Origin of the sequence: Bradyrhizobium lablabi (assembly GCF_001440475.1) — a bacterium.
In the GTDB taxonomy this organism is placed as follows: Bacteria; Pseudomonadota; Alphaproteobacteria; order Rhizobiales; family Xanthobacteraceae; genus Bradyrhizobium; species Bradyrhizobium lablabi.
Genome location: NZ_LLYB01000060.1, coordinates 203,511 through 220,121, shown reverse-complemented (window position 1 = coordinate 220,121; position 16,611 = coordinate 203,511). Strand labels below are relative to the sequence as shown.

Below are 16,611 nucleotides of genomic sequence, written 5' to 3'. Positions count from 1 at the left end.
ATGCTGGGTTACGCTTCGCTAACCCACCCTACGAAGCTGCCTGACCGGCGATGACTAGCGCCCGGCCAGCCTGTCCGCAAAATACCCGATGGTCTTGCGATAGATCGTGGCCCTGTTCCACTCGCGCATCGCTTCGAAATTCGCGGTGCCTTCGCCGTAGGGCGCGCCGCCCTTGAAGCCCGACACATGCAGCAAATTCGCGGTGGAGGCGAGCACGTCGGGCACGCTGTGGCGCAAATCGACGTGGCCGTTGCCGTCGAAATCGACGCCGTATTTGATGTAGGACGACGGCAGAAATTGCGTCTGGCCGATCTCGCCGGCGAAGGCGCCGATCAGGTCGCGCAATGGCAGATCGCCGCGCTGCACGATCTTGAGCGCGGCGAGCAGCTCGCCCTGGAACAGTTCGGTGCGGCGGCAATCATGCGCCATGGTGGCGAGCGTGCGGATCACCGGCAGCTTGCCGACATCGCCCTTGCCGAAATCGCTCTCCAGCCCCCAGATCGCAACCACGATCTCCGGCGGCACGCCAAACTTCTGCTCGATGCGCGCCAGCAGCGAGCCGTGCCGCAGCAGCATCTGCCGGCCGATGTTGATGCGCCCGGGACCGACGCGGGTCGCGACATATTGCTCGAACGACTTGTTGAAGGTGCCACGCTGGCGGCGGTCGAAGGCGAGCACCGCCGGATCCTGCGTGATGCCGGCGAAGGCCTGGCTGATCACCGCCTGCGAGACGCCTGCGGCTGCCGCCTCCTGCGACATCGCCGACATGAAGGTGTTGAAATCGCCGCCGCAGCGGGCGGCGTAGGTCGGGATGGAAGAAACCAGCAAGGCGAGGACGGGAGCGCAGAGCGCGAAGGTGATGCGGCCGATGGGCATATAAGACAGTTTCCTTCCGAGGAGCAGATTTGATCCCGACTCAACTGTAGCATCGCCCGTGTTCGAGACACCATGCTCGAAACGTAAGCCGATACCGACGTCAGCGGCGACAAGAAAAGACGACAGGGAAATGCGCAAGTGTGAAATACGTCACTTGCGCGCTGCGCGCAATCCGAGATAGCGTGTCAAGCAACCTCAACGTGCTGGGGGTTGCCATGAAATCGAGACGAAGACTACTGGCGGCCGTCACCGCTTCTGGAGCGGTTTTGTGCCTTTCCGTTTCGGCCGATGGCAGCGTCTATCGTGATGCTGCTGAATCAACCAATCCGTTCCCCGAGCAGCTTTCGCTTCGTGTTGAACGATTGCGGGAAAAGCTTCGCGCGACCTCGCCGGGCGGTCATGATGTGACGAGCGGCAAGATCGACAACATTGTCCAGTTCTTCAACTTCAATAATTGCATGCGTGGGAGATGTTAGGCGAGGCTCCAATGCTGGCGGCTGGTCCCATTGGTCTGGTAGTGCTGCAATCGACGGGATTTTGTAACATCGATTGCGCCTATTGTTACTTGCCGGATCGCGCCAATCCTCGCCACACGATGACGCTTGCAACGGTCGCGGAAGTTGCACGACTGATCTTCGACCGTCCGCTGCTCAAGCACGAGCTCGATATCGTCTGGCATGCCGGCGAGCCCCTGACGATGCCGCCGGCCTACTATAAGCAAGCGATAGAGATCATCGAGCGGCAGCGTCCGCAAGACGTCGCGGTCCACTACGGGATTCAGACCAACGGAACGTTGATCGACGATGCGTGGATCGATCTGTTCGAACAGCGGAACATCACCGTCGGGATCAGCCTTGACGGGCCGCGCGACCTGCACGACCGAAACCGGAAATACCGGAACGGATCCGGCAGCCACGAACGCGCCCTCGCCGGAATCGCGAAATTGCAGGCACGAGGATATCCGTTTCACTTCATCGGAGTGGTGACAGCACCGACCCTTTCACGCGGATCGGAACTGATCGACTACTATCAGGGGTTCGGCCCCACAGCGATCGGACTGAACATCGAGGAGCTGGAAGCACAGAACACGCATTCTTCGCTTTACGAGGACTGCACTCGCGAGACCTTTGAACGCTTCATCGGCGACGTGCTGCGAGCGGCTGCGCAACAGGGCGACAGGCCGGTTGTGCTGCGAGACTTTCAGCGCACCATGGCATCCCTGATTGCGGGGGTACCCGAGGACAACGACCAGGTCATCCCGCTGCGCATGCTGAATATCGCGTATAACGGCGATATCAGCACCTTTTCTCCCGAGCTGTTGGCGCTGAACGTCCCGCAACGGCAGCGATTCATCTTTGGCAACGTTCATCACTGCAAGGAACTGGGAGACATCCTTTCCGACGATCGCTTCATTTCGGCGTATCGGGAAATCAGCGACGGCGTGGCGAGTTGCGCCAGCGAGTGTGAGTATTTCGAGTACTGCGGCGGCGGTGCGCCGGTCAATAAACTATCCGAGAAAGGTTCGCTGCGGGCGACCGCAACAAGTTATTGCGTATTCACCAAGAAAGCCTGGGTGGACGTGTGTCTGCAGTTCGCGAACGCACGGGACAATCAATTTGAGGTGTCTTTGAAGATGTGAGGGTGCCATGAACGCTTATTTGCCGACCATTCCGACAGGCAACGCCCTACTGGTATTTATATTGTGCCTTATCGTTGGTACTTTTGTGATCCACAAGTTCTGTCTGGATCAGTTTGAAAAATCGATTGCCGGCAATGACGACAATTGCCCATGGAAATTCGTCGTTCTGCGCTATCAGACCACACCGAGCGAGTATCTGACCGGTTACTCCATTTATTTCAGCCTGATGATGTTGATCTTCCTGGCCACCTCGATCATTGGGCCGGGACCATTCTTTCAGATACTGAAAGCAGTCACCGCAGCCGCCACGCAGAGCGAAATGCCGACGGCATCACCGGCGGCCGATACGTCATTGCAGAACTATCCGACATTTCCGATTCTGGTCGCTTTCTACATCGTGGGGCTCAACCCCAATTTGCCGAAGGCCCTGGATTTCGAAATCAGTATTCGCGGCTTCGCGCACCGAATGGCCTACATCCCGAAAAATATCGATCGGCTCCTGAACTACATGCGATTCTCCGACATGGATTTGCAGCCGGACAAGCTTGCCGACGCATGGAATGCGATCGACCTGGACCGGCCGGTGTCGCCCGCTCCGGATCTGAAAAGCGCTTGCGCCACGTTCGACCGGGTGGTGCTGCTGTATGCCCGTGCGGCGACCATGGCAGGCGATGCCGATTTCGACGACACGAAAGATCTGGCTGGCAATCTCGACCTGGAAATATTCCGGAAATACCGCGCCGAGATACAGAACGTCGGCACCCAGTTGCTGGCGATTCACGCACGCTTGTCCGACCTGCCGGCGCCCGAGGCGCTGGACAGACGGCGGGCTGTTCTCACCATCCAGCGCGACCTGATCAAGAATCTGGAATGGCTCTACGTCATATTCGCCGGCGCCGTTAGCGCAGCGAGGGGCGTCGGACGGACTTTCGATCGCTTGAGCGCCGCCGGCTTTGTCTCTCCCTATCCGCCGGCGCAGAGAATCCCGTGGGATCCGATCCTCAAGGCCACCGGCGCTGCGGCGCTGGTGGTTGTCGTGGCCTGCCTGCTTGCGATCAACACGTTTTTGGGCAAGACCGCGCAGACGCAAATTCCGACCACCACAGCCAATATGCTGCAGTTGCTGATGGTGATCCTTGTCGTCCATATGTTTGCAATCGGTCAGTCACTCGCCTTGCGCGCGAAACTCGTCGGCCGAAATGCATACTATGCCGAATCCGGTAGTGGCCGCGCGGAGGCCTATGTGCAGATCTTCGCCAAGTGCTGGATTACGTCTCTGCTCCTGAATCTCGTACTGTACAGTCCCAACCTCATCGCGGCGCTATCCACAATCGACGGCGATTCAAAGGTCACGCAGGCGCAGTTGCTCTGGGATTATTTCTCCCCGCAATTGGCGTGGGCGACCGTTCCGGCGATCTGTGGCGTCATGACGTCCTATACGCTTGATCGTCCCGCGGGCACCCGCCTCGAGCAGGCATTTTCCGGCGGGCTGCAGGCCTCCGCGATGGCAATAGCAGCCATTCTTGCGGCCGAGTTGACGTTAAAGGTCAGTATCGAATACCGGGAGTTTCTCATTGTCCTCTATGGCGGGCTCGGCTTCGTGCTTGGCGCCATGTTGCCCAAAGGCATCCGGCGGCATTGGGATGCCCAGGAATCATACATGCCGGACAAGATCACTGTGCTGCGAAACGCTGTCCGCCAGTATTTCTATGATATCCAGCAGTTCAGTGAATGGCTCAATGCACGCAGTGAAAGGCTCGACGGCAAGCGCCCGCTGGATGTGCTTGCCGAGGACAACGGACTGCAGCAGCTCACGGTATTTGTGAGCAGCACGAGGCAGAGAGTCGCCGGCGCGATGCGATGAGCGTGCAAAGCCATGTCAGGCCAGCCGGCCTGACATGGCCGGATTTGCAAGCTTATTCTCCGCCGTCGATCTGGCGGCCCATCAGCGCGATCGCCTTCTGATAGACGCCCGCCGCATTCCAGGCCTGGATCGCGGCAAAGTTCGGCTCGCCCGGCTGATAGCCCGCGCCGGCGCGCCAGCCATGCGCCTTCAAAAAGGCCGCGGTCGACATCAGCGCATTGGCCGAGTTTTCGAGATTGCCGGTGCCGTAGGCCAGAATGGCCTTTGGCATGAACTGTGTCTGCCCGACCTCGCCATGCATCGAGCCGCGCTGGCTGGGCGAGAGCGCGCCGCGATCGATCAATTGCAGCGCCGCGTAAAGGTGCTCGGTGAAATAGGCCGAGCGCCGGCAGTCATAGGCGAGCGTCGCGATCGAGGCGAGCATGTTCTGATTGCCGCGCTGGCTGCCGAAGCCGGTCTCCATGCCCCAGATCGCCAGCAGCGGCCCGGGCGGCACGCCGTAGCGCTCCTGGATAGAGGCGAACAGCGCGCCCTGCGAGCGCTTGAGCTGCCGCCCCTTCGCGACGATGGTGGTAGCCCCGCGCTTGGCCAGAAACGCATCGAGCGAGAGATTGAAACTGCGCTGGCCGCGGTCGGCATTGATGGTGGCCTGGGCGTAGTTGGTCGCCATCAGCGCGGAGATGGTCGAGGCGCCGATGCCCTTGGCGCGGGCCTCGCCGGCGAATTGCTGTTTCCAGGCCTCGTAGCCGCCGGCGGAGCTGCCGCACTGGGCGGCGTGGGCGTGGGAGTTGAAGCATGCGAACATTGCCAGGGTGGCGCTGAAAGCAAATGCGATGCGGAGCATGGAAAAGCCATTCCTGAGAGAGCGCTGCAAATAAGCATCGGCTTCTAGCACGTCCTTGGCCACGCTTCGAGGGTGCGGCGGAACGCAGGGGACAGAATCTCCCCGAAAACGGCCATGATTGCGACTAATTTGAACCGGTTGAACTGCCGCCGCGACCTTTACACGTCATACCTCGTCCCGCCCCTTCCCTCGACCGTTCCTCGAACCAATGGATTTCCCATGGGCTTGCCGCGCACACCGTTCAGGCCGATCCTCCTGCTGGTTGCCCTGTCGCTTGGCGCGACGACGAACGCTTCCGCGCAGACGCGCGACGTGGTCGGCGCGAAGGATTATCCCGGCATCGGCCGTTTCGGCGGCAGCGTCATCACGGGATACGAGGTGAAGGATTTTGATGCGGCGCGGATGCAAGGGGCCGCGTTCAAGGACGGCCAGCCCACTGACGCGCGGCGGCTGGAAGGCCGCATCACCCGCATCGCCTATCGCACCAATCCCGGCCCCTCGATTTTGGAGGTGTCACGCAATTTCGAAGCGCAACTGGCCAAGGCTGGATTCGAAACGCTGCTCAATTGCGACGTCGACGCCTGCGGCGGCATTCCCTTCTCAGAAGCCGTCGACGCGCTGCCGATCCCGCAGATGTGGGTGGACGGGTTCAACTACCGCTATTTTTACGGACGCAAGGTGGATGGCGGCCGCGAGACTTTTGTCAGCCTCATCGTCAGCGAGAACAACCACGACATCTACGCGCAGCTCGTCATCGCCGTGCCAGTCGCGATCGAGAACAAGATGGTGGACGCGGCTGTGATGGCCAAGGGCCTCCGCGAGACCGGCCGCATCGCGCTCTACGGGATCTATTTCGATACCGACAGGGCCGAGGTGAAGCCCGAAAGCCGCCCTACCCTCGAGCAGATCGCGAAGCTGCTGACCGCCCAGGTCGGGCTCAGCGTCTTCATCGTCGGCCACACCGACAGCCAGGGGCCATTCGCCTACAATCTTGATCTGTCGCGACGCCGCGCCGAGGCGATCGCCGCCGAGCTGGTGAAGAACTACGGCATCAGCGCGCCGCGGCTGCGCACCGCGGGTGTCGGGCTGCTGGCCCCGGCCGGCTCCAATGCCACCGAGGCCGGGCGCGCGCTGAACCGGCGGGTGGAGCTGGTGGCACCGTAGCTTCAATGCGCGGGCTTAGGCCCGCTGCCAAGGACAATGGCCATGACCAGGTCCAGTGGCTTCAAGGTCGTAATGGGAATTGCGATCGCCGCGTTTGCGGGAAGCGAGAGGGCAGCCGCGCAGGCGCCGACGCTTTCCGTAGACCCTTCACTATTGCCTCGCCTCGGTACCATCGACGCGCGCTTTCAATCGTACAATTTAGAAATGGTCGAGGTGACCGGGGGACGCTTCTGGAAGCCTTATCGCGCAAGTGCCTCGGCGCCACCGGATCGCGGCGCCGTCAACGCCGCAAACATGCCAAGGGGCGGCAATCCCGACCTCTACGAATATCGAGAGCCCATCGACCTATCGAATCCGCGGCTGCGCACATTGGCTGCGGCGCTTGCGCCGGCTTACGTGCGCGTCAGTGGCACCTGGGCCAACACCACATACTTTGCCGATAGCGACAAGGCGCCCTCGACGCCGCCCGACGGTTTCCGCGCGGTGCTGAGCCGCGAGCGCTGGAAGGGTGTCATCGACTTTGCCCGCGCTGTCAGCGCAGATATCGTGACCTCGATGGCCACAAGCCCCGGCGTCCGCGACGCGTCGGGTCTGTGGCAGAGCGACCAGGCGCGCCGCCTGTTCGCCTATACCAGATCCGCCGGCGGCAAAATTGCCGCCGCCGAGTTCATGAATGAGCCGACACTGGCCGCGATGGGCGGCGCACCCGGGGGATACGACGCGGCGGCTTACGGGCGGGACTTCAAGGCCTTTGTTGCGTTCATCAAGGCAAGCGAACCGGACGTGATCGTTCTCGGTCCCGGTTCGATCGGCGAGACGGCGCAGCAATCGTCCAGACAATCCAGCGCCGATTTCATCATCACGCGAGACTTGCTGGCGGCGTCCGGACCCGGCATCGACGCTTTTTCCTATCACCATTACGGCGCGCTCTCGCAACGATGCTCCGGCATTCCCGGCCAGACCACGCCGGAGGCTGCGCTTTCGGAAGACTGGCTCGAGAGCACCGACCGGACGCGCGCATTCTACCAGTCGCTCAGGGACGAGTTTGCGCCTGGCAAGCCGATGTGGCTGTCTGAGACCGCCGAGGCGGCCTGCGGTGGCAATCCCTGGGCTTCGACTTTCCTCGATACGTTCCGGTATCTCGATCAACTCGGCCGGCTTGCCCGAGCCGGCGTTCAAATGGTTGCGCACAACACGCTGGCTGCCAGCGACTACGGCCTGCTCGACGAGGGGACGTTCCGCCCGCGGCCGAACTATTGGGCGGCGCTGCTGTGGCGCACCCTGATGGGCCCAACTGTTCTCGACGCCGGCAGGCGCGATGGGATGCATCTCTACGTGCATTGCGGGCGCGGCATGCGCGGGGCCGTCACGCTGCTTGCCATCAATACCAGCAGGACGAATGCCGCAGCGTTGCGATTGCCCGTGGCCAGCGAGCGTTACACGCTGTCGGCGGATGATCTGCAAAGCGAAGCCGTGAAGCTGAATGGAACGGTCCTGGAGCTTGGCCCGAATGACGAACTTCCGCGGCTTGCCGGCGTGACAGCGCCACCTGATACGGTTGAGCTCGCGCCGGCCACAATTACCTTCCTCAGGGTCGAGGACGCCAAAAATCCGGCATGCGATTGAATTTTTCCCGAACAGCGTCTCGGGCCGGCGTCATTGCGCGTCCCCCTGCACGGCTTCCCTGCCGGCCGCAACTACCGAGCCCACGTCCCCATCTGCAGGCACGTCAGCAAGCTGACGTAACTTGGCGTGCCTCCAATGCTCTCCTGGGGGATGCAGTTCGCCTTGCCCGCGGCGGGAAAACTGGACCATTGGCTCGTGAGCTCCTGCCGCGCCCTGTTCTCATCGTCCACGCAGCTCTTCACCGACTGATCAAGGGTCAGGCCAGTCGCGGCGGCAGCGTCGAGTTTGCAGCTTCGGTTAATGTCGAACGTCGGCACCCGATCGGCTACCGCAACGACGAGCTGAGAACTTAAAGCGATCATCGAAATTGAAAGCGGCATGTTGCCCTCCTGCTCGATCGAAAGCAGCTGCTCCTGTCTGTCCCACAGCCGCCTTACCCTGCTCGCAAACATAAAGCGGCATGAATGGCACACCCGCGTGGCACCAGAACCGGAAATCGAGTTGCCAGCGCGGCAAAAGAAGCACTGTCCTGCACAGAGGACAAAGCGACGCGAGAATCCTTTCTTGATCTAGATCAACAGAGGCCCGCCTTGGCTGCATTTTCAGACGCCGCCATCGAGGCCAGCTACTTTGGCTTTAACGCCTTGAATCGACATAAATTGTCGGTGACAGGACCCCGCCAGGCGGCGCTCGCCACCGATCGCGCGCTCAAGCGCCCGCTTCGAACTCGCCTCTCCCGCGGCTTGTTGATCAGGCTCACCAGCGTGTAGCTGATGATCAGCAGCAGAAACCAGGAGCCGATCTTGTCGACGGATACCATCGACCAGCCGTGCCGCTGCGATGGATAGATCCAGATCTTCGTGAACGTGCCGATGTTTTCCGAAAGCCAGATGAACAGCGTGACCAGTACGAGCCCGAGCAACAGCGGCATCGAACGGTGCTCGTGCCAGACCCTGAAATAGACGCGGGTGCGGAACAGCAGCCAGCCGGCGAGAGCGAACAGCAGCCAGCGCAGGTCGAGCATGTAGTGATGGCTGAAGAAGTTGACATAGATCGCGACGCTGAGCGCGGCGAACGCGAGGCGGCGCGGGTGGGCGGTGAACTCGAAATCGAACAGACGCCAGGCGCGGCAGATATAACTGCCGATGCAGGAATACATGAAGCCGGAGAACAGCGGCACGCCGCCGATCCGGAAAAAGTTCGGCTCCGGATAGATCCAGGAGCCGACCTCGGTCTTGAACAGCTCCATCACCGTGCCGACGAGGTGATAGATCAGGATCACCTTGGCTTCTTCCAGACTTTCCAGCCGGCCGGCGAGCAGCGCGATCTGGACGGCGATCATGCAGAGAAACAGGAAGTCATAGCGCGCAAGCGGCGCGTCCTGCGGATAGAAGCGCCAGGTGGCGATCATCAGGAACACCGCGATGCCGCCGAACAGACAGGCCCAGGCCTGCTTCACGCCGAAGCGGAAGAATTCGTAACATGCGGATGTCGAACGGCGGCGCGCCATGAAGCGGCCGAGCCGGTGTTCGCCCGCGATGAAACGGCGAAGCGGTGGCCAGATGGCGGCGGCGCTTGGGTTGGGGAGGTGATGCACGCCGCGGAGCGTGGCTGATGACCGCGATCAAAGCTGGGCGGAGATTTGCAGATTTCCCTCAGATAAAGCGCAGATTCATTCCGCCTTCAGCCGAAGGCAGAGCGCAGCGCTTGCCAGCGCCGAAACTCCCAGCAGCACGAGCACGCCAGGGAATCCGGCGAACGCGAATACGATGCCGCCGAAGGTCACCCCGACGGTGCCGCCGAGAAAGCTGCACGAATTGAGCATCCCCGACCCCTTCCCCGCCTGCAGTTGCGGCAGCGTCGCAAGCCCGAGCCGCGGCGCAGAGGCGTAGATGAGCGCGATTCCAACACCGGCGACAAACAGGCTCGGCATCAGAACGGCGAACCTCGCTTCGATCTGGAACGATAGAAAGATGATGGCGCAGCCGAGCGCAAGCAGCAGCGATCCGCCGGTCAGCATGCGCCGCACGCCGATACTCATTCCGATGGAGGGAGCCGCGCGCGCAAACGCAAACAGCGCAATCGAGAGCGGCAGCAGGGAAAGGCCGGCCGCGATGGCGGACATGCCCAGCCCATCGGCAGATTGCGCAAAGAGGTTGTAGTAGAGCAGCAGCGTCATGATGTCGAACATCACGAGAAACAACAGGCCAGCGGCGATCGCGAAATTGCGGTTCGCGAACAGGGCGAAATCAACCAGCGGCTGAGGGCGCCGTGTCTCCGTCCGGAGCAATGCGATGAATGCGATCACGGCCAGCGCGAGCGGGACGATGGCGGCGAGCGGATCGACGCGGACATGCGCCAGCGCCTGCAATCCCGATATCAGCGTCACCATGAAGACGGCGAGAATGCCAAGCCCCGCCCAGTCCATCGACATCGCGCGCCGGCCGCCCGCGCCGGGATGCCGCGACAGCATCAGCGCGGCCGGCACCATGGCAATAACGTTCAGCCAGAAGATGAAGCGCCAACCGGCGTAATGCGTCACGGCCCCGCCGACGAGCGGGCCGATGCTGAAGCCGAGCATCAGAAAACCGGTCCAGGCGCCGATCGCCTCCGCCCGTCTTGAATCGGGCGCGGCTTCGGACACCGCCGCGAGCGTACCGGCTACCGCAAACGCGGCCCCGAGCCCCTGCAGCGCCCGCGCGCCGACCACCACGAAGCCCGACGGCGCAAGCGCTATAAGCAGAGAAGCAAGAGCGAACAGGGCGATGCCGGCGACCGACGACCGTCGCGCCCCGAGCTGGTCCGCCGCGTCGCCACCGACGACGATGAAGACCGCGGCGGTCAGGAGATAGGCGTTGACCACCCATTCGACCTCCGCCGGACCAAGGTGCAGGCTGGCTTTCATGTCCGGGAGCGCCGCCATGATCGCCGTGCTGTTGTCGCCCACCGCCAGCATGGCCAGGCAGCAGGCTGTCAGCACCGATGTGAGATCGCCCTTCGTGTCGGAGGCTGCCGGCATCACCACCGCCCCTTCCGCCTGTTCCAGGCGAACAGCACGTCGGCAAACCTGTCATAGGCAAACCGCGTCAGCGGCAGCATGAGGCGATTGCCGACGAGCGCAGCCAACCAGCCTTCGCCCGGCGTTATCTGCCCGATCGCGATCGCGACATCGGCGCCGACGATCAGGCGGCCGGTCTCATCCGTCGCATGCAGGCGGCGGCGCACGTCGTCGAGCGACGCGCCGTAGGATGCCAGCGCGTCGGTCTGCTCGTTGATGTCCTTGAAGGAGATGGCGCCGGCGCGGACGGCCGCCAGCAGCTTGTTGCGCTGCCAGTCGATGCCGGCGTCGCAGACCGGGCAGCGCGTGTTGTACCAGACGGTGAGATGACGAGCGGGCATGGCGGTGCGAAGCGTAGTCGCCCGCCGGCTCCGCGTCGAGACGCCCCGTGCGTGGCTCCGCTTCGCAAGAGCTGTGTCCGCCCGCTTCGCGCAGGGTAGCTCAGCGCGAGGCGCGTGTGATTTACTTTGACAGCGGCGATCCTATCGAGGACAAGGCCGCCCATGGCCAAAAAACCCGGAACCAATCCCAAAGGCGAATTCGCCTTTTTCAACGTCGTTTATGAAGACGACTCCCAGCGCTCCAACCGCCGCGTGCCTGCCGAACTGCTCGGCGGGCTCGACGGTGACGAACCGGCGCGCACCTACATCATGGAGCAGGATCGCGAGATCGCCGAGAAATCCGGCCGGCCGCAGCTCGAGATCAAGAGCATCAGCCGGGTGGGCGCGAAGAAGAAGTAGGGCGTCAGCCCATCCGCGTCATTGCGAGGAGCGATAGCGACGAAGCAATCCATGCCTCCGCTTGCGGCGCGATGGATTGCTTCGCTCCGCTCGCAATGACGGAGCGAGAGCGGAACTTAAAACAAAAACGGCGGGCCTCGGCCCGCCGTTTCTTTTTGGATGGACATCCCGCAAGCTAGTTGTCGAGGAAGCTCCGCAGCTTCCGGCTCCTTGACGGATGCTTCAGCTTGCGCAGCGCCTTGGCTTCGATCTGGCGGATGCGTTCGCGGGTAACGCTGAACTGCTGGCCGACTTCTTCCAGCGTGTGGTCGGTGTTCATGCCGATGCCGAAGCGCATGCGCAGCACGCGCTCTTCGCGCGGCGTCAGCGAGGCCAGAACGCGCGTGGTGGTTTCGCGCAGGTTGGACTGGATCGCCGCGTCGATCGGCAGGATCGCGTTCTTGTCCTCGATGAAATCGCCGAGGTGAGAATCTTCCTCGTCGCCAACAGGGGTTTCAAGCGACAGCGGCTCTTTCGCGATCTTGAGGACCTTGCGGACCTTCTCCAGGGGCATGCCGAGCTTTTCGGCGAGCTCTTCCGGGGTCGGCTCGCGGCCGATCTCGTTGAGCATCTGGCGCGAGGTGCGCACGATCTTGTTGATCGTCTCGATCATGTGCACGGGGATGCGGATGGTGCGGGCCTGGTCGGCGATCGAGCGCGTGATCGCCTGCCGGATCCACCATGTCGCGTAGGTCGAGAACTTGTAGCCGCGGCGATACTCGAACTTATCGACCGCCTTCATCAGGCCGATGTTGCCTTCCTGGATCAGGTCGAGGAACTGCAGGCCGCGGTTGGTGTACTTCTTGGCGATCGAGATCACGAGACGCAGGTTGGCCTCGACCATTTCCTTCTTGGCCTGGCGCGCCTCGCGCTCGCCCTTCTGCACGCCGTGAACGATCTTGCGGAACTCGCCGATCTCAAGACCGGTGAGCGCCGCCAGCGACTGGATCTCGTGGCGCAGCTCCTTGATGCGGTCCTTCTCGTGATGGACGAAGTTCTTCCAGCCTTTGGCGGAGAGCTTCGAGACACGGTTGAGCCAGCGCGGATCGAGCTCCGAGCCCTGATAGTTGCGCAGGAAGTCTTCACGCGCGACGCCGTGGCTGTCGCCGAGGCGCAGCAGGCGGCCTTCGAACGAGACCAGCTTCTTGTTGATGTCGTAGAGCTGCTCGACGAGCGAGTCGATGCGGGCCTGGTTCAGGCGCAGCGACTTCACCTCGACGATGATCTCGTCCTTCAGCTTCTTGTACTTGCGCTCCTGCGAGGGCGAGAGCGACTCGCTCTGAAGCTGGTTGGCGATATCCTGTTCTTGAAGACGCCGCAGCTTCTTGTACTCGGAGGCGATCTTGTCGAAGGTCTCGACCACCTTCGGCTTCAGCTCGGCCTCGATGGCCGCCAGCGACATCTGGTTTTCGAACTCGTCGTCATCCATGTCGCCTTCGGCGGCAGCTTCGGCCGGATCCTTCTCCTCGGCGTCGGCATCGCCCGCGGGGGCGGTGCGAAACGGAGTCGGCGACGGCGGAGCAGCCGGCGGCGCGACATGCGCGGGCGCGGCCTCGCCATTGGTGGCAGCGCCTTCGGCGGGAGCGGCGATCATCGCCGGGTTCATGTTGTTCTTGGCGTCGGGGCCGGCATAGGTGGCTTCGAGATCGATGATGTCGCGAAGGAAGATCTTTCCTTCGTTCAGTTCATCGCGCCAGATGATGATGGCCTGGAAGGTCAGCGGGCTCTCGCAGAGGCCCGCGATCATCGCCTCGCGGCCGGCCTCGATGCGCTTGGCAATCGCGATTTCGCCTTCGCGCGACAGAAGCTCCACCGTGCCCATCTCGCGCAGATACATGCGGACGGGATCGTCGGTGCGCTCGCCGGGCTCGGACTTCTTGACCTCGGTGACGGCCTTGGCGGTGACCTCGACAAGCTCGTTGTCGGTGTCGTCGTCGGCCTCTTCCTTTTCGGCCTCCTCGTCGGCTTCCTCGGCCTCGGAGACGTTGATGCCCATGTCAGACAGCATCGACATGATGTCTTCGATCTGTTCGGGCGAGGTGGTGTCGGAAGGCAAGACTTCGTTGAGCTGATCGAAGGTCACGAAGCCACGCTTCTTGGCCTGCTTGATCATCTTCTTGACCGCGGCATCCGAGAGGTCGAGCAACGGCGACGGTGCGTCGGGGCTGTCCTTCTCAGGGGCGTCCGCTGCCTTGTCGTCTTTTTCCTTGTCCTTAACCTGCAGCGTCTTTGCCTTGGTGGCCATTCATCAAGCTCCCGAAACGCGCTTCATGCGGGCGTGCGTCGCACCGGCCCGCAAGTTTGTTCACTCATTCGTTCGAGGTGACGTCGTGCGATCGTCACTTCGTTCTGTTCATTCGCCTTCGCATGACGAGAGCAAAGCGGCACCCGCTTTTCCGCACCATGGTTACGACGCGCAAAGGGCGGCGCAGACCGTCGCCACCCCGAATTCCAATTCGTCGGTTTCTGTCTTTCGTAGCCCGAAGGCCCTTAAGCTTCGCTTAACCCTGTTTTTGCCGCCAAATCATGGATTTGGCGAGTCTTTTCGCGGGCCAGGCCGAGGCAGTCCGCATCATTTTTTAAACGTCAAACGCTTTTACGGAACCGGCCCGAAAGCTCCCCAAAACCCTCGATCAGGGCCTCGGTGCCGTCGAGGGAGTCCAGCCGGGCGCTGACGTCCTTCAGCCATGCCAGATTGGCCTCGCTGGTCTCCTCAGCCAGTGCCAATTCGGCATCTTTCTTCTCCCTAAGTAGGGCATGTGTTTTCTGATGCAAGACAACCAGTTGCTGCCAGGTTGCCAAAACATCTTCGCGAGCCGCGCCGGGCCTTGCGGCCCACACCGCCGCGGTCGTGATCGCCCGCTCAACCCGTTGAAGAACCTCGCTTAATCCACGCGCATCGAGATCGGCGCGCATTTTCTCGGCCTGCTCCTCGACGTCAGGAGAATGGTGATGGTCGTTGGCAAAGGCTGCGATAATACCGGCGCGGAGCTTGTTGGCCTCGGGATGGGCCAGTTCCAGGGCGGCCACCTCCTCCAGATGATCGTGCAACAGCCAGGGGTGGTTAATCAGGGATTGCAGGATCAGGGCCTCGCGGCGGGACATCGCGCTGCGCTGTCCCCGCATGATCGGGCTGGTCGCCAACTGGGGGCTGGCCGCCTGGTAGGGGCCGGGCGCGATCCCCGGGGCTGCCCCGGGGCGGCCGCCGCGGGGGGCGAATCGGCCGGCCGGAGCCGCTCCGCGCGGGGCAAACGCGCGGGGTGATTCGCTGCGGCCGGACCGGAAATTACCCCTTCCGTAGCCGCCGCCCCCGCCCTGCGGGGCGAAGGTGCGCTGCAGGCGCTCGGCGAGATCCTGGCGATAGTAGCGGCGCACGACCTCGTCGCGGATGCCGTTACTGAGTTCGTTGATGCGCGCTTCCAGCGCGGCGCGCCGTTCCGGCGTCGCGAACGTCCCGCCCTCGATCTCGCGCGACCAAATCATGTCGGCGAGCGGGCGCGCCGCAGAAATCACCTCTTCGATCGCAACACGTCCGCCGGTGCGGGCGAGATCGTCAGGGTCCTGCCCCTCGGGGAGTAGCGCAAAGCGCAGGCTCTTGCCGGGGGCGAGATTGGGCATTGCGAGGTCGGCGGCGCGGTAGGCGGCCTTCTGCCCCGCGCGGTCGCCGTCGAAGCAGAGGATCGGCTCGTCCGCCATCCGCCACAACAACGCGAGCTGGTTTTCGGTCAAGGCGGTGCCGAGCGGGGCGACGGCGCCGCCGAAACCCGCAGTGACCATGGCGATGACGTCGACATAGCCTTCAACCACGATCAGCGGCGCGCCGTTATGGGTTGCCTGCCGCGCGGTAGCGAGGTTGTAGAGATTGTCGCCCTTGTGGAAGAGCGGTGTCTCCGGCGAGTTCAGGTATTTTGCCGGAACGTCCTTCTCCAGCGCGCGGCCGCCGAAGGCGATGACGCGGCCTCTGGCATCGGTGATCGGAAACATCACTCGGTCGCGGAAGCGATCGTAGGGAACGGGGATGTCGTCACCGCCGACCAAGAGCCCGGCTTCCACCATGTCCTCGGTGGAAATGCCCTGCGCGCCCAGATGCTCCTTCAGCGCAAAGCGATCCGCCGGCGCGTAACCCAGGCGGAATTGCAGTTGCGTCCCCGGCGTAATGGCGCGGTCGCCGAGATAGCCGCGGGCCTTGGCGCCGTTGCGGGAGGCGAGCGTATCGGCAAAGAATTTGGCTGCGAGTTCCATCACGTCGTGCAACGTCTTGCGGCGCTGCTCATGACGCGCGGCGTCCGGGGTCGCCGCCGGCAGGGGCAGGCCGGCCATGGAAGCGAGGCGTTCGACGGCCTCGGGGAAGGAAACGCCTTCCGTCTCCATGACGAAGTCGAAGATGTTGCCGTGCTTGCCGGTCGAGAAGTCGTGGTAAAACTGCTTCTGGTCGTTGACCGTGAACGAGGGCGTCTTCTCCTGCTGGAACGGCGACAGCCCCTTGAACTCCCTTCCCGCCTTCTTCAGCTTCACGCGCCGGCCCACGACTTCCGAAACCGGTAGCCGGGCGCGCAGCTCTTCGAGGAATTGGGGGGTGAAGCGCATAAGTTAAGCTTTTGCCTGGGCCATTCCTGGGCGATTGCCAATCGAGCATGGATATAGGGAGGCGGGCCCCGAAAGCGATGTTTATCAGGCTTCTCGCCGCTATTCACAGGACGGAAGTGGGCACAGTCCCTCGCCGTCATGGCCTGCCAGAATTAAGAAAGACGTGGATGCCCG

General features: G+C 62.6%; 14 protein-coding genes. 6 read left to right on the top strand and 8 right to left on the bottom strand.

The genetic code is table 11. The annotated features are described in order from the left end of the window. Nucleotides 1–54: 54 nt before the first annotated feature. Nucleotides 55–876, bottom strand: a complete 822-nt coding sequence (locus tag CQ14_RS13915; RefSeq protein ID WP_057858435.1) for a lytic murein transglycosylase — start codon at nt 874–876, stop codon at nt 55–57. Nucleotides 877–1,016: 140 nt separating this feature from the next. On the opposite strand from CQ14_RS13915, the gene CQ14_RS43560 reads away from it, so the two are divergent. Genes CQ14_RS43560 through CQ14_RS13905 form a run of 3 tightly spaced genes read left to right on the top strand, consistent with a single transcriptional unit; the run spans nt 1,017 to nt 4,379 of the window. Continuing rightward, nucleotides 1,017–1,352 (top strand): hypothetical protein, encoded by a 336-nt coding sequence (locus CQ14_RS43560; protein WP_156434959.1) that lies wholly within the window; start codon nt 1,017–1,019, stop codon nt 1,350–1,352. Nucleotides 1,353–1,363: 11 nt separating this feature from the next. Next, on the top strand, nt 1,364–2,515 hold the full coding sequence (grrM, locus tag CQ14_RS13910; protein WP_199805527.1) for a cyclophane-forming radical SAM/SPASM peptide maturase GrrM/OscB: 1,152 nt from the start codon (nt 1,364–1,366) through the stop codon (nt 2,513–2,515). Between the two features lie 19 nt (nt 2,516–2,534). Next, the gene (locus CQ14_RS13905; protein WP_199805526.1) at nt 2,535–4,379 is read left to right on the top strand and encodes an antitoxin Xre/MbcA/ParS toxin-binding domain-containing protein; all 1,845 of its coding nucleotides are present in this window, start codon (nt 2,535–2,537) and stop codon (nt 4,377–4,379) included. Nucleotides 4,380–4,431: 52 nt separating this feature from the next. On the opposite strand, the gene CQ14_RS13900 is transcribed toward CQ14_RS13905, so the two are convergent. Beyond that, nucleotides 4,432–5,184, bottom strand: a complete 753-nt coding sequence (locus CQ14_RS13900) for a lytic murein transglycosylase (protein ID WP_245320344.1) — start codon at nt 5,182–5,184, stop codon at nt 4,432–4,434. A 258-nt stretch (nt 5,185–5,442) separates the two neighbouring features. On the opposite strand from CQ14_RS13900, the gene CQ14_RS13895 reads away from it, so the two are divergent. Beyond that, nucleotides 5,443–6,387: an OmpA family protein gene (locus CQ14_RS13895; RefSeq protein ID WP_057858431.1), complete on the top strand. Its 945-nt coding sequence runs from the start codon at nt 5,443–5,445 to the stop codon at nt 6,385–6,387. A 42-nt stretch (nt 6,388–6,429) separates the two neighbouring features. Beyond that, nucleotides 6,430–8,013 carry a glycosyl hydrolase family 79 N-terminal domain-containing protein gene (locus tag CQ14_RS13890; RefSeq protein ID WP_245320335.1) on the top strand — a complete coding sequence of 528 codons (1,584 nt, stop codon included), beginning with the start codon at nt 6,430–6,432 and terminating at the stop codon, nt 8,011–8,013. Between the two features lie 71 nt (nt 8,014–8,084). On the opposite strand, the gene CQ14_RS13885 is transcribed toward CQ14_RS13890, so the two are convergent. The 4 genes from CQ14_RS13885 to CQ14_RS13870 all read right to left on the bottom strand — a co-directional run bounded on the left by CQ14_RS13885 (nt 8,085) and on the right by CQ14_RS13870 (nt 11,412). After that, the gene (locus tag CQ14_RS13885; protein WP_156434957.1) at nt 8,085–8,393 is read right to left on the bottom strand and encodes a hypothetical protein; all 309 of its coding nucleotides are present in this window, start codon (nt 8,391–8,393) and stop codon (nt 8,085–8,087) included. 245 nt (nt 8,394–8,638) lie between these two features. Then, nucleotides 8,639–9,610 carry a DUF817 domain-containing protein gene (locus CQ14_RS13880; protein WP_245320334.1) on the bottom strand — a complete coding sequence of 324 codons (972 nt, stop codon included), beginning with the start codon at nt 9,608–9,610 and terminating at the stop codon, nt 8,639–8,641. A gap of 75 nt (nt 9,611–9,685) precedes the next feature. Further along, nucleotides 9,686–11,032, bottom strand: a complete 1,347-nt coding sequence (locus CQ14_RS13875; protein WP_057858428.1) for an MFS transporter — start codon at nt 11,030–11,032, stop codon at nt 9,686–9,688. Then, nucleotides 11,032–11,412 carry a thiol-disulfide oxidoreductase DCC family protein gene (locus CQ14_RS13870; protein ID WP_057858427.1) on the bottom strand — a complete coding sequence of 127 codons (381 nt, stop codon included), beginning with the start codon at nt 11,410–11,412 and terminating at the stop codon, nt 11,032–11,034. The genes CQ14_RS13875 and CQ14_RS13870 overlap by 1 nt, the downstream gene beginning before the upstream one ends. A 162-nt stretch (nt 11,413–11,574) precedes the next feature. Here CQ14_RS13870 and CQ14_RS13865 point away from each other — a divergent pair, with 162 nt between their 5' ends. Further along, nucleotides 11,575–11,811 carry a hypothetical protein gene (locus tag CQ14_RS13865; RefSeq protein WP_057858426.1) on the top strand — a complete coding sequence of 79 codons (237 nt, stop codon included), beginning with the start codon at nt 11,575–11,577 and terminating at the stop codon, nt 11,809–11,811. A gap of 175 nt (nt 11,812–11,986) precedes the next feature. Here CQ14_RS13865 and rpoD read toward each other — a convergent pair whose 3' ends face one another. Together rpoD and dnaG are read right to left on the bottom strand one after the other, a co-directional pair. Beyond that, nucleotides 11,987–14,095, bottom strand: coding sequence for an RNA polymerase sigma factor RpoD (gene rpoD / locus CQ14_RS13860; RefSeq protein ID WP_057858425.1), 2,109 nt, complete (start codon nt 14,093–14,095; stop codon nt 11,987–11,989). Nucleotides 14,096–14,436: 341 nt separating this feature from the next. Further along, the gene (gene dnaG, locus CQ14_RS13855) at nt 14,437–16,437 is read right to left on the bottom strand and encodes a DNA primase (RefSeq protein WP_057858424.1); all 2,001 of its coding nucleotides are present in this window, start codon (nt 16,435–16,437) and stop codon (nt 14,437–14,439) included. Between the last annotated feature and the right edge of the window lie 174 nt (nt 16,438–16,611).